Annotated in this window: 7 protein-coding genes; 4 read left to right on the forward strand and 3 right to left on the reverse strand. The window is 71.2% G+C overall.

Going from position 1 to position 13,260, the window contains the following annotated elements; all coding sequences use genetic code 11:
• Together A3IC_RS0112535 and A3IC_RS0112540 are read right to left on the reverse strand one after the other, a co-directional pair.
• The gene (locus A3IC_RS0112535) at positions 1 to 6,300 is read right to left on the reverse strand and encodes a type I polyketide synthase (RefSeq protein WP_020550400.1); all 6,300 of its coding nucleotides are present in this window, start codon (positions 6,298 to 6,300) and stop codon (positions 1 to 3) included.
• Positions 6,290 to 6,646, reverse strand: coding sequence for an acyl carrier protein (locus A3IC_RS0112540; protein ID WP_020550401.1), 357 nt, complete (start codon positions 6,644 to 6,646; stop codon positions 6,290 to 6,292). Before A3IC_RS0112540 ends, A3IC_RS0112535 begins: the two co-directional genes overlap by 11 nt.
• 418 nt (positions 6,647 to 7,064) lie before the next feature.
• Here A3IC_RS0112540 and A3IC_RS0112545 point away from each other — a divergent pair, with 418 nt between their 5' ends.
• The 4 genes from A3IC_RS0112545 (at position 7,065) to A3IC_RS0112560 (ending at position 11,470) form a co-directional block, all read left to right on the forward strand.
• Positions 7,065 to 7,445: a nuclear transport factor 2 family protein gene (locus tag A3IC_RS0112545; protein ID WP_020550402.1), complete on the forward strand. Its 381-nt coding sequence runs from the start codon at positions 7,065 to 7,067 to the stop codon at positions 7,443 to 7,445.
• Positions 7,446 to 7,632: 187 nt separating this feature from the next.
• The gene (locus A3IC_RS54005; protein ID WP_020550403.1) at positions 7,633 to 9,096 is read left to right on the forward strand and encodes an MFS transporter; all 1,464 of its coding nucleotides are present in this window, start codon (positions 7,633 to 7,635) and stop codon (positions 9,094 to 9,096) included.
• A 110-nt stretch (positions 9,097 to 9,206) separates the two neighbouring features.
• Positions 9,207 to 10,406, forward strand: coding sequence for a cytochrome P450 (locus A3IC_RS0112555; RefSeq protein WP_020550404.1), 1,200 nt, complete (start codon positions 9,207 to 9,209; stop codon positions 10,404 to 10,406).
• Between the two features lie 263 nt (positions 10,407 to 10,669).
• Positions 10,670 to 11,470 carry a helix-turn-helix domain-containing protein gene (locus A3IC_RS0112560; protein ID WP_211232281.1) on the forward strand — a complete coding sequence of 267 codons (801 nt, stop codon included), beginning with the start codon at positions 10,670 to 10,672 and terminating at the stop codon, positions 11,468 to 11,470.
• A gap of 22 nt (positions 11,471 to 11,492) precedes the next feature.
• Here the strand turns inward: A3IC_RS0112560 and A3IC_RS62200 are convergent, their stop codons facing one another.
• Positions 11,493 to 12,632 (reverse strand): glycosyltransferase family 4 protein, encoded by a 1,140-nt coding sequence (locus tag A3IC_RS62200; RefSeq protein ID WP_020550406.1) that lies wholly within the window; start codon positions 12,630 to 12,632, stop codon positions 11,493 to 11,495.
• Positions 12,633 to 13,260 lie beyond the last annotated feature (628 nt).

The following is a 13,260-nucleotide window of genomic DNA, read 5'->3' on the forward strand; positions in this document are numbered from 1 at the left end:
TCAGCCGGCCGGGGGCACGAGTTGTCCGTCGAGGAACTCGGTCAGCAGCTGCGGGGACGGGAAATCGAAGGCCAGCGAGGCGGGCAACGGGACGCGGAAGGCCGACTCCAGGCCGGTCTTGAGCTCCAGGGCCATCAGCGAGTCCAGCCCCAGCGCGACGAATTCGGTACTCGGATCGATCTCCTCCTCGTCCTCGGCGTGCAGCGCGGCGGCGACGGCGGCCAGCACCACTTCGGCCACGGCGGCCAGGCGCTCCGGCTCGGGCTTGGCGATCAGCGCGGCCAGGTCCGGTCCGGTGCGCCCGCCGGCCCGCTCCGCATCCGCTTCCGGACCGTCGGCGCCGACCAACCGGGCATACAGCGCGTTGCGCAGCGGGCTCTGGGACAGGTACCGGTCCCAGTCCCACTCGCCGGCCACGTACTGCGTGTTCGGCCCGGACCACAGGCGGCGCATCGTGCGCAGCGCGCGGGCCGGCGAGAAGTAGCGCATGCCGCCGCGTTCCAGCTCCCGGGCGAGGTTGTCGCTCAACCGCGCGGACATGCCGACGCGCGACCACATGCCCCAGTTCGTCGCCCGCCCCGGCAGACCCTGCCGGGCGCGCCACGCGATCAGGCCGTCCAGGAAGGCGAACGCGGCGGCGTAGTGCGCCTGGGTCGAGCCGCCGACCACCGCGGCGATCGAGGAGTGCACGACGAAGAAGTCGAGTTCGGGGCAGTCCAGGCTCGCCTCGTGCAACAGCCAGCCGCCGTACGCCTGCGCGTGCAACTGCTCGTCGATGGCCGCCCAGCTCAGGTTGCCGATCAGCGCGGAGCCCGCGCTGCCCGCGGCGTGCACGATGCCGGCCAGCGGTACGTCGCCGGCGCGCACGTCGGCGAAGAGCCGATCGACATCGTCGGCATCGCCCAGGTCCGCCCGGGCCACGGTGACCCGGGCCCGCTCGCGCAGCGCGGCCAGGATCGGGACGGCCTCCGGGGTGGGCCGGCCGCTGCGGCCGACCAGGACCAGGTGCCGGGCGCCGAGGTCGACCAGCCTGGTCGCGGTGACCAGGCCCAGACCGCCCAGACCGCCGCTGATCAGGTAGGTGCGATCCGGCCGGATCGGCGCGGCCGGCGCCGGGTCGGGGCGCTCGGGTGCCACGATCAGCACCGGTTGTCCGGCGCACCCGTCGCGGCCAGCGGCGAGCGCCTCGTCGGCCTCGTCCAGGTCGAAGGTACGCACCCGGATCGGCGGCAGCTCACCGCGGCGCACGGATTCGACCACCGCCGGCAGCACCTCCTCGACCAACCGGGTGCGCGCCTTCGCGGACAGCTCGGCCAGGTCGGCGGATCGATACCTCGCGTCGGGCCGTGTACCCGCGTCCGCGTCCGCGGCCGCTTCCGCACCCGAACCCGCCTCCGCAGCCGCTTGCGTGCCCGCTTCCGCGTCCGCACGCCCGTCCGCCTGCGGATCGGGCTCGGCGCCGGCGACCACCACATATCGGCCACTCTCGACCAGGCAGCCCACGCCGACCGCGGTGCACCCGCCGCCCGACTCGACGAACACCGCGTCGACCCCCCGCCCGTCGGTGCGTCGCAGCACCTCCGCGGTCGGGTCGGCCAGGTCCGGCGCGAGTTCGTGCCGTACCCCCGCGGTCGACGGCAGGCCCGGGTCCGCGAGGCCGATCACCTCGAACCCGGCCCGGACCGCCAACGCGGTCAGTGCCTGGCCGACCCCGCCGGCCACCCGGACCAGCACGACCGCCCCGGCCGGGACCCCGTCCAGGGCCCGCAGCGCGTGGTGGGCGGCCACGTAGGCGGTCGGCAGCGCCGCCGCCGCGTGCGCCGGCACACCGTCCGGGGCGAGCGCGACCACCTCGGCCGGCACCGTCACCGTGCGGCGCACGGTGCCCGGGTGATGCGCGACCACCGGGTCGCCGACCGCGAAGTCCACGCCGGCGCCGACCGCGACGACCGTGCCGCTGCATCCGGAGCCCGGCACCGGATCGCCGGCCGCGGCCACCCGCAGGTCGTGCGGGTGGACCGCGGCGCTGTGCACCCGCAGTTGCACCTGGCCCGGCCCGGGCGCGAGATCCTCGGCGGGCACCGGACGCAGGTCCGCGGTTTCGCCGGACGCCGATGCGCGCAGCGCGAAACCGCCGTCCCATGAGGGGGTGCGCTCGCCGGGCAACAACCGGCGGGCGTAACGTCGACCGTCGCGGTAGGCCACCTGGAAGTCGCCCACGTCCGCGGCCCGCCACTCGTCGGCCAGGACCGCGAGATCCGCGCCGGCGGGCAGGTCGATCAGGGTGGCCCGATGCCGTGGATACTCGTTGAGCAGGACGTGCCCGAACCCCCACAGCGTTGCCGCCGCGAGCTGCTCGCCGGTGCCCGGTCGGTCGCCCGGCAACCACTGCGCCCGCTCGGTGACCAGCCACAGTCGGGGCGCGCCACCGGGGCCGGAGGCAGTCAGTGCGGCCACCACGGCCGACAGGTCGCGGTAGTTGTGTTCGCACTCGCGGCGCAGCCGGCCCGCGGACATCGGCCCCTCCTGCGCATGCCAGAACCAGCACACGTCGGTCACCGAGGAGTCGTCGAGCGCTCGGGCGAGCCCGTCGGGCCCCTCCGGGTAGGACAACCGGATGCCGGCCGCCGCGTGGGCGAAGACCGGCCGGGTCGGGTCGCCGCCCAGGAGCAGGACGTGCCGCTCCACCGATTCCGGGCCCGGCGTCGCCCGACGCCGCAACCAGCTCAGCCGATGCAGGAACACCGGCCGCCGGTCGGGTGGTTCGGGCAGCGCGAGCCGTACGTCGCGCAGCTCGGCGACGGGTGCGTCGCCGTCCAGGAGCAGGAGGTCGACCAGTCGGCGGTCCGCCCCGTCGGCGTTCACGCGGGCGACCACCCGCAGCCGCTCGCCGCGCGGCTTGCGGAACAGCCGCACACAGCCGAACCGCACCGGTGCGAACGCCGGACTGTGCTCGTCCGCGCCGACGGCGACCTGGAGCGCGCAGTCCAACAGCTCGACCGGCAACTGCTCGACGGCGCCGGCCTCGCGACCGGTCAGCTCACCGGTCAGCACGCCGTCCGGATGCCGGTGTACCCGGGTCGTCAGGCGATAGCGCGGGCCGTGCCGGCGGCCCACCGAGGCCAGGTCGGTGTACAGGTCGTCGGCGTCGACGCTCTCCCGGATCGGGCCGGGCAGATCGGCCAGGGCGCGCAGCGCGCGATCGGGGCGGTCGTCCTGCTGCGGCGCGGCCAGGAACGCGGTGGCGTGCGTGCGCTCGTCCTCGGCCGGGCCGCTGACCATCTCGACCCGGGCACCGCCGTCCGCCGACGGGACCAGCCGGGTGCGCAACTCGACGGCGCCCTCCTCGGGCAGCGGCAGCGGTGCGCCGATCTCCAGGTCGCGCACCGCGCCGTGGCTGTCGCCGTACACGACATCACGCAGCGCCAACAGCAGTTCGACGTACCCGGCGGCGGGCAACACGGGACCGTCCGGGCCCTGGTGCCCGGCCAGGCTCGCGGGTCGCTCGGCGGTGTACTCGGCGACGAATCGACGGGTGCCGGCGGGGTCGTCCAGCATGACCGGGACCGGTCGGCCGAGCAGCGGATGCCACGCCGCCCCCGGCGCCGACGCGCCCGCACCGCTGCCGGCCTTCCCGGCCACCGGCAGCCAGTACCGCTTGCGCTCGAACGCGTACGTGGGCAACTGCATCCGTGCCGCCGGGCGCCCCGCGTGCACGCCCGACCAGGACACCCCGATGCCGGCCGCGTACAGCTCGGCCAGGCCGCGCAACACGGTGTCACCGTGCGGGTCGCGGCGCCGGACACTGGCCGCCCATCGGTGCTCCTCGGCAGTGGTGCACCGCTTGGCCAACGCGGTCAGCGCGGTCGACGGGCCGATCTCGACGAAGGCATGCCGGCCGCGCTGCTCGACCGCTCGCACCCCGGCCATGAACAGCACCGGTTCGCCGATGTGCCGCACCCAGTAGTTCGCGGTGCCCAGTTCGGCGAACCGGCCCAGTGCACCGGTGGTGTTGGAGATCAGCGGGATCTCCGGCGGCCGGAAGGTGATCCCGGCGATCGCCGCATGGAATTCGTCGAACACCTCGGCCATCAACGGCGAATGGAACGCGTGGGACACCGCCAGCGCGTCCACCCGCACGCCGCCGTCGCGCAACTTCGCCACCAGTTCGGCAAGTTGCTCGCTGGCGCCGGAGATCGTGCACTGGTCGGGGGCGTTCACCGCGGCCAGTGCCAGATCGGTGCGCCCGGCCAGCAGCGGGCGGATCTCCTCGGCGGGCAGTGCGACCGCGGCCATCCCGCCGGGCTTGCGGACCGACTGCATCAACCGGGCGCGCGCGGCCACCAGCGTCACCGCGTCCGGAAGCGAGAACAGGCCGGCCACCGCGGCCGCGGCGACCTCACCGATGCTGTGCCCGATCAGCACGTTGGGTTGGACCCCCCAGGACATCCACAGCCGGGCGAGCGCGTACTCGAAGGCGAACAGGGCGGGCTGGGTGTACCCGGTGTGATCCAACAGCGTGTCGTCCCGGGCCCGACCCAGGATCAGATCCCGGATCGATTCGGCCAGGTGCGGTGCGAATCGCGACTCGCACTCGTCCAAGTACGCGCGGAACACCGGGAATCGTTCGTACAGGGCGGCGCCCATGCCCGGATACTGGGCCCCCTGGCCACCGAACAGGAAGGCGACCTTGCGCACCGGGGCCGCGGCGGGCCGATCGTCCGGCTCGATCGCCGCGTCCAGCAGTTTGACCAGATCGGCGCGGCTCTTGACGACACCGGCCAGCCGGTGACCCAGGTGCGCCCGGCCGACGTTGGCGGCGTGGCACAACCGGCCGAGGTCGAGTTCCGGAGTGCGGTCCACGAACTCCCGGTAACTCTCGGCCTGCCGGCGCAACCCGGCGGCGTTCTTGCCGGACAGGGTGAACACGGCTGCGGAGCGAGCCGGTTCCGGGTGCGCAGCGGTGGCCGGTTCCGGGGCCTGCTCCAGCACGGTGGCGGCGATGGTGCCGGCGAAACCGAAGCTGTTGACCACCGCGCGCCGGATCGGCGCCCGCCAGGGCAGGCACTCGGTGGGCACGGTGATCGGATACAGATCCCACGGGATGCGGCGTGCGGGCTCGGTGAAGTTCAGGTGTGGGTAGATCGTGGCCGAACGCAGTTGCAGGACCGCCTTGATCACCCCCACGATGCCGGACGCCGGCTCCAGGTGCCCGATGTTGGTCTTGGCCGAACCCACCACCAACGGCTCCTGCGCGCTGTGCGAGTCGGCGAACACGGCGTTGATGGCGCCCAGTTCGATCGGATCGCCGAGCGGAGTGCCGGTGCCGTGCGCCTCCACGTACTGGATGTCGGCCGGGGTCAGTCGGGCCGCCGCCAGCGCCGTGCGGATCACCTGCTCCTGCGCGGGCCCGTGCGGTACGGTCAGACCGGCGCTGTCGCCGTCCTGGCCGATCGCGGTGCCGCGAATCAGTGCGTGCACGGTGTCGTGGTCGCGCTCGGCGTCCGACAGCCGCTTGAGCACCAGCATGCCGCAGCCCTCGGCCCGCGAATAGCCGTCCGCCGACTCGTCGAACGTCTTGCAGCGCCCGTCGCTCGCGAGCATCTGGCCGTGCGAGAACATCACCATGAAACTCGGGTGGTGCACCGCGTTGACCCCACCGCTCAGCGCGATCGTGCACTCGCGGCCGCGCAACGCCTGCACCGCCATGTGCAGCGCGCTGAGCGAGGACGAGCACGCGGTGTCCACACACACGCTCGGGCCGCGCCAACCCAGGAAGTAGGACAACCGGCCGGACATCGAGAAGATCGTGCAGCCCGCCGCCAGGTGCCCGTCCAGTTCCTCGTACGGCAACGCGCCCATGTACAGCGCGTAGTCGAACGAGCTCACCCCCATGTAGACGCCGCCGTCACCGCGTCGCAACGGCGTGGGGTCGATGCCGGCGTGTTCCAGTGCCTGCCACGCGGTCTCCAACACGATGCGCTGCTGGGGATCGATGTAGCGGGCCTCCTTGGGGGAGATGTTGAAGAACGGCGCGTCGAACAGGTCGAGGCGGTCCAGGAACCCGCCACTGTGCGTGCCGATCCTGCCCTTCTCGTCCGGCTCCCGCGCACTGAGGGCCGCGACGTCCCAGCGGTCCTCCGGGATGGTCCGGATGCCGGACCTCCCGGCCCGCAGGAAGGTGTCGAACTCGTCGGGGGATTCGGCCCCGCCGGGCAGGCGCAGACCGATGCCGACGATCGCGATCGGCTCGTCGCCCGGTTCCCACCGGGCATCCTTCTCACGGGGGTCATCCCACATCGCTGGTTTCCTTGCCGGGTATGCGCGAACCGGGCGCACGTGCCGCCGACTCTGCGGGTGGCGGGGTGGACAGGACGTCGGTCAGGTACGCGACGAGCTGCTCCACCGTCGGTTGACCGAACAGGATGGTGGCGTCGATGTCGATGTCCAGCGACTCCTCCAGCCGGGACCTGACGTCGTTGAGCCGAAGGGAGGTCAGACCGAGGTCGAAGTAGCCTTGGTCGAGCGGCAGTTCCTCGGCATCGTCGATCAGCAGGATCTCTTTCAGGTATGCCACGACGAGGTCTTCCAGGGCGTCTCGGCGCTCGCGCCGACTCATCTCGCGCAGGTTCCGACTGGTATTCATCGCCCTCAGGTAAACAGCCGTTGCTGACGCCGGGCTGATTCAGGGCTGATGTGGTCTCGGTGGTCGAACCGACCGATCCGGGCGGCGCCGACCGGGTCCGCGCCGGACACGATCGCGCGGATTTATTACCTCCCGGGTAGTCGACCCGGCTCTCGGCGCGCCGGCAGGCTCGGATCGGTGAAGTGGTGACGAAGCGGCGACGCGCGGCGTGGAAGTGGCGACGCGGCGGCGGTACGCCGGGGCGGAACCCACGAGCCGACGGTCCGGTCTCGACGCGGATTTATTACTTCCGAGGTAATCGACCGGGCTCTCTTCCGGTACCAGGCTTGAGCCGTCGGGGCGTTTTCCGCCCCACGCGAGGCCGAACCCCCGTACGCCCTCGTATTCAATCCCCCGTGTAGCCGTATGAGGAGTGCATGTGAGCGAGATCGAAGCAATCGTGGAAAAGTACGTCGCGACCTGGGCGGAGCCGGACGCCGAGATCCGGCGGAAGAACATCGCCGAACTGTGGGCCGAGAACTGTGTCTACAGCAACACCGCCACCGTGTATCGAGGCCGTGACGGCATCGAGGAGGCGGTCACGGAAGCGTACGAGAACTTCGTCCCGAAGGGCTTCGGGTTCCGGGTCGCCAGGGTGGATGCCACCCAGGAGGCCGTGCGCTACCAGTGGGAAGTGGTCCCGGCGGCCGGCGGCGAGCCGACGATGACCGGTACGCAGGTGGTCATCTTCGACGCGGACGGCCGGATGGTGCGCGACCACCAGTTCATCGACAAGGTGCAGGCCGACCAGGCCGACTGAGCACACCTCGCCATCCGCCGCGCCGCGACCGTCTCGCGGGATCGGGTGCGGTCGATCCTCGCGGCGCGGGTCGATTCGGCACGGGTCCGGGTGTACCGCCCGTGCTCGGCCGGACCCCGCGCCGCCGTCTCCCGGCGGCAGCGAAGCGGCCGGCGGCAATCACGACACATCGATCGGGAGTTCGACCATGTCGACCGACGCAAACACCCGCACCGTCGCGCCCGGCGCGGCACCGGCGGCCGGGCCGGAGGCGGACCGGCACGCCCTGATCCGCATGCTCATCGTGGTCTCCGGCATGTTCATGATCACGTTGGACTTCTTCGTGGTCAACGTGGCCATCCCGTCCACCCGCGCGGACCTGCACGCGAGCTCCGCGGCCGTCGAGTTCATCGTCTCCGGATTCAGCCTCGCCTACGCCGCCTGCATGCTCACCGCCGGCCGGCTCGGCGACCTGTACGGCAGGCGCCGGATGTTCGCCCTGGGCATGGTGCTGTTCACGGTGGCCTCGCTGGCCGCCGGCCTGGCACCGGACTCGGGAGTACTGATCGGCGCACGCGTGCTGCAAGGCGTCGGCGCGGCCGTGATGACCCCGCAGATGCTGGCCATCCTGAACACCTCGTTCACCGGACCACAACGCGTGCGCGCGTTCACCGCCTTCGCACTGTCGATGGGCATCGGCGCCACCTTCGGCCAACTCATCGGCGGGGTGCTGATCCACCTGGACATCGCCGGCCTGGGCTGGCGCACCATCTTCCTGATCAACGTGCCGATCGGCGTCGCCTCACTGGTACTGATGCGCCGCTTCATCCCGGAGTCGCACGGCTCCGGCCGGCTCGGCCTGGACCTGCTCGGTTCACTGCTCGGCTCGCTCGGCCTCCTGGCCATCGTCTTCCCGCTGGTCGAGGGCCGCGAACAGGGCTGGCCGGCATGGTCGTGGGTATGCCTGGCGGCCTCGATCCCGCTGCTCGCCGGGTTCGCCGTCCGGCAGCACCGCCTGGAACAGCGCGACGAGGCACCACTGATCTCGCTGACCCTGTTCCGCGAACGGGCCTTCTCCGTCGGCGTGCTGATCACCCTGGGTTTCTTCGCCGCGATGGCCTCCTTCATGCTCGTGCTCGCGCTCTACCTCCAGGACGGCCACGGTCTGTCGCCGCTGACCACCGGCGTGGTCTTCGGCGCCCTGGGCATCGGCTATGTCCCGGCCGCGTTCGCGGCACCGGCGCTGGGCGCCCGCCTGGGCAAGCATGTGCTGACCCTGGGCGCGCTGGTGGTCGCGGCCGGATACGGCCTGCTGCTCGCCGCGGTCGCCGGGATCGGTGTCGACGGACCCTCGGCGTGGGTGATGCCCGGACTGTGCGTGGCGGGCATCGGCATGGCGCTGTTCATCAACCCGGTGACGCCCACGGTGCTCGCCGGGGTTTCACCGAGCCACGCCGCCGCGGCGGCGGGTGTGTTGTCCACCGCGCAGGAATGTGGCAACGCACTGGGCGTGTCCGCCATCGGCGTGGTGTTCTTCGGTGTCCTGGGCCACGGCCACTCGCTCGCCTACGCGCACGCCTTCGAATGGAGCGTGGCGGTCCTGGCCGGCTTCACCCTCGTGGTGGCCGTCCTCGCCCAACTCCTGCCCGGACCCTCCGCGCAGGAGAGCTGATCGACCTCGGCCCGGTGGCACGGGACACCCACCGGGCCGATGGTCGGCCACCGCACCCGCTCGCACCGCAACCGCGCGATTCGGTTCGACCCTTTGCGTGAGGAGGCACGATGACCGACACGACACAGGCCACGATTCCCACCTGGCCGATGCCCCGATCCTGCCCGCTGCTGCCGCCCGACCGGTACGCCGAACTGCGCGAGGAACCACCCCGGCAGGTGCGCCTGGACGACGGCACCCTGGCCTGGCTCGTGACGCGCTACGCGGACATGCGCGCGGCCATGCTCAACCCCTCGCTCAGCGTCGACATCACACTGCCGGGATTCCCGCTGCGCCTGCCGCTCCCGCCCGACCCGTTGTTGCACTCGTTCCTGCGCCTCGACCCGCCCGAACACACCCGGGTACGGCGCATGGTGATGCCGGAATTCAACAACACGGCCGTGGACGGATATCGGCCCGCCGTACGCGAACTCGTGCAGGGCCTGTTGGACACCGTGGCCGAACAACCGCGGCCGGTGGACCTGCTGCCCGCATTCGCCTTTCCGATTCCGGCGCTGATGATCGCCCGAATACTGGGCGTGCCGGAAAGGGACCTGGATGCCTTTCAGGAACAGAATCTGGCACTGACGCGGTGCGATCTGCGCAATGCGGATGCGGTGGACGCGTTCGGCGCGCTTTCCGAATACCTGGACGGTCTGGTCCGGGACAAGGAACGTGAACCGTCCGACGATCTGATCAGCCGCCTGGTGCATTTGTACGTCGCCAAGGGCGAGTTCGGGCGGGACGAACTCGTGGCGATGGTCCTGCTGCTCCTGGTCGCCGGCGCGGAGACCACCGCCAGCCAGATCGCGTTGAGCATCCTGACCCTGCTCCGGCATCCGGAACAGGTGCAACCGATGCTCGACCAACCCGGTCGGCTGGGCAAGGTGATCGACGAACTTCTGCGCTACTGGTCCATCTCGCAGGACAATCAGGTCCGGGTCGCCAAGCGGGACACCACCTTGGGCGGCGTACCGATCCAGCCGGGCCACGCCGTGGTGTTCGCGATCTCCGCCGCGAACCACGACGACAGCGTGTTCACCGACGCGGCCCGCTTCAACCCGGACCGGGACGCCCGCCACCACCTCGCGTTCGGGCACGGCACGCACTTCTGCCCGGGTGCGGCACTGGCCAAGATGGAGATGGAGATCGCCCTGCCGGCACTGTTTCGCAGGTTCCCGAACCTGCGCCTGGACGCCGACCTCGCCGACCTCTCCTTTCGCTACGACACGGTGGTCTACGGCGTCAACGAACTTCCCGTCACCTGGTGATCGTCCGGTCGGCGTCCCGGGCGCCGACCGGACCGACGGCCCCGACGCGCGATCCGATCCCCGAGACCGCGCGTCGGGGGCGTCCTTCACCCACCGCGCGAAGTCCGCACGCTCCGAACGCCCCTGCTGTCCCGGGCACACGTTCCCGCCGCCACCCCACACCCGATACCCGATTTACCTGCGCCCCGGACCCCGTATATCGACAATGGAGCCAGGTGGGCCGGAGGCCGCTCGCCAGGAGGACGAGGTAGGGACCAGTGACGGTGACCACGACCCCGCGCCAAACACAGCCCATCGGCGACCTGCTGCGCCAGTGGCGCAAACGTCGCCTGCTGAGCCAACTGGAACTGGCCACCCAGGCGGAGATCTCCCCACGCCACCTGAGCTTCATCGAGAACGGCCGTTCCGGACCCAGCCGGGACATCGTGCTGCGCCTGGCCGAGGCGCTCGGCCTGGAACTGCGCGAACGCAACCCGCTGCTGCTCGCCGCCGGTTACGCCCCCGTCTACCACGAGACCAGCCTGGAGGCCCCGCACATGGCGGCAGTCCGAGCCATGCTGCGCCAAGTGCTGGCCGCGCACGAACCGTTCCCGGCCGTGGTCCTGGACCGATACTGGAACCGGGTGGAAGCCAACGAGCCCGCCCTGCTCTTTCGCATCGGCGTCTCGGAGGAACTGCTGCGCGAGCCGGTCAACCTGCTCCGCCTGAGCCTGCACCCCCACGGCCTGGCACCGCTGATCGCCAACCTCGGCGAATGGCGCGCCCACCTGCTCAGCCGGCTGCGCCAACAGGTCACGATGACCGCCGATCCGGACATCATCAAGCTCTACGACGAACTCGTCGGCTACCCGTGCGACCAGCCGGAGCCCAAGGTCGAACTCCCCGGCCCCGGCGACATCGCCATCCCGCTCCGCCTGCACTACGACGGCCGCATCCTCACCTTCTTCAGCACCATGGCCACCTTCGGCACCCCACTGGACATCACCGTCGCCGAGCTGGCCATCGAGTCCTTCTACCCGGCCGATCCGGAAACCGCGGAAATCCTGCGCACCACCAAGTGGTAGCCGCCGCACCGGTGCCGGCGCGTCACGCCGGCCCCGTGCCGCCGAGCTTCTTCGGCACGTCCAGGGCCGCCAACACCACGTCGGCCCGTCGGCGCCACGTGTAGCGATCCAAGACCTGCCGTTGTGCCTCGTCGCCGAGCGACCGGCGCAACTCCTCGTCGGCGACCAGTTCGAGGATCGCGTCCGCCCACGCCGGTGGATCCGCGGGCGGGCGGATCAGGCAGTTGACCCGGTCCGTCATCACCTCGTGCAGGACCGGCAGGTCGGAGACGACGATCGCCCGCCCATAGGACATGTACTCGAACAATTTCATCGGAGACGTCCACCGCCCGGTCTCGCCGAGCCTGCCGGTGAGATACACCTTCTCCTCGTACGGTGCCAGGACCACATCGAACCGCGGTAGGTAGCCCGGTAGTTCGGCGGGCGGCCGATGGCCGTGGAAGTACACGTTGGCGAGCGCACAGGGCCGTTCCCAACGATCCCGGTCCTCGGGCGTACCACCGACCAAATGGAAGTCCAGTCCCGGGAGCCGCTCGGCGAGGTCGAGGATCAGATCGATCCCGCGCCCGTCGTACAGATGCCCGACGTATCCGATCCGAGGCACCCCCGCCCGGCCCGGCAACCGCACGGGCTCGGTCGCGGTTCGAGGCGGGTCGGCGCAGTCGGGCACGACCAGGACGGCCGCCGGATCCAGGCGCGGGTAGGTCGTGCACAGATCGTGGGCGAGTGCGTGGGTGATCACCACGACCCGCGCCAACCGGGGGTGGGCGAGCAGCCGTTGCTCCGTTCCGGGCGGCAGGTCCGCGCGGATCTGGTGTACCTCGTACACGAACGGCGCCACGTCGGCGGCGACGGTGAGACTGTACGGATCGCGCCCGTAGATCAGATCCGGGACACCGTCGCGGACGAGCAACTCGCTTACCCGCTCGCCGCGTTGCCGGTATCCGGCGGGGGAGTGGTCCGGGACCGCCACGGTGTGCATGGGGAAGCGGTGACGGACTCCGTAGTACGCGTACGCGTCGTCGGCCGGGTAGGTGCCGGGGGCGGCGTAGAGGGTGATGTCGTGCCCGGCCGAGGCGAACGCGTCGCACATGCGCATGACATGGACGTTGTTGGCCCAGAAGGAGGGGATGCTCCCGCCGTGCAGGTAGGCGATGCGCATGCCGCCCTCAGCCCTGTGCCGGGGCCGACGTGCGGAGCCGGCGACGGTCGTCGGGAAGGGCTCGGGTAGCTGCGATGCGTGCAGGGCTCATCGGTGTCTCCTCGTCCTGGGCGGCGGGTGATCCGGCGGGACCGGCGTGCGCCCGGGGCGGCGGCGCCGGGTCATCATCACCGGTGATCACCGAGTTGCCAAGAGTGACGCGTGCGGAAGGGCGAGAACCGGTCGGCATCACTGGACCGCGGCATACCACGAGGCCGGCGAGGATCGATGCCCGACATGTGCCGGGGGCGAAACCTCGGGCGCCACCGACCCGGACACGAGAACGCCAGAACGTCCGGATCCGGGTGCCGTGCCCGCCGATCGCCCACCCGCTCCACCATCCCGAGTGCCGCCGAGCCACTCGCCTCGCTGTTTCCGGCCATTGTTCGGCCGATCCGCGGCACCCCGCCGGTCCGAATGAGCCGTTGACAGGCCGCGGCCCGAGGTGACCGGCATTCGCCGCCCCCGCCGAAACGGCAGATGGCTGGACCCATTCGCATGCGAACCGGGACCATCCTCTCGAAGGCAAGGCCGTTTCAGGCTGTGCCTACTCGACCTCCCCCCGCAGCGCGACCGTTGCCTACTCCTT

Source organism: Embleya scabrispora DSM 41855, assembly GCF_000372745.1.
Classification (GTDB): Bacteria; Actinomycetota; Actinomycetes; order Streptomycetales; family Streptomycetaceae; genus Embleya; species Embleya scabrispora.

What these genes read in the sequence shown, in the direction of transcription:
- A3IC_RS0112535 (WP_020550400.1), bottom strand. Translation starts at nt 6,300, where the DNA reads ATGTGGGATGACCCCCGTGAGAAGGATGCCCGGTGGGAACCGGGCGAC.
- A3IC_RS62200 (WP_020550406.1), bottom strand. Translation starts at nt 12,632, where the DNA reads ATGCGCATCGCCTACCTGCACGGCGGGAGCATCCCCTCCTTCTGGGCC.
- A3IC_RS54005 (WP_020550403.1), top strand. Translation starts at nt 7,633, where the DNA reads ATGTCGACCGACGCAAACACCCGCACCGTCGCGCCCGGCGCGGCACCG.
- A3IC_RS0112540 (WP_020550401.1), bottom strand. Translation starts at nt 6,646, where the DNA reads ATGAATACCAGTCGGAACCTGCGCGAGATGAGTCGGCGCGAGCGCCGA.
- A3IC_RS0112555 (WP_020550404.1), top strand. Translation starts at nt 9,207, where the DNA reads ATGACCGACACGACACAGGCCACGATTCCCACCTGGCCGATGCCCCGA.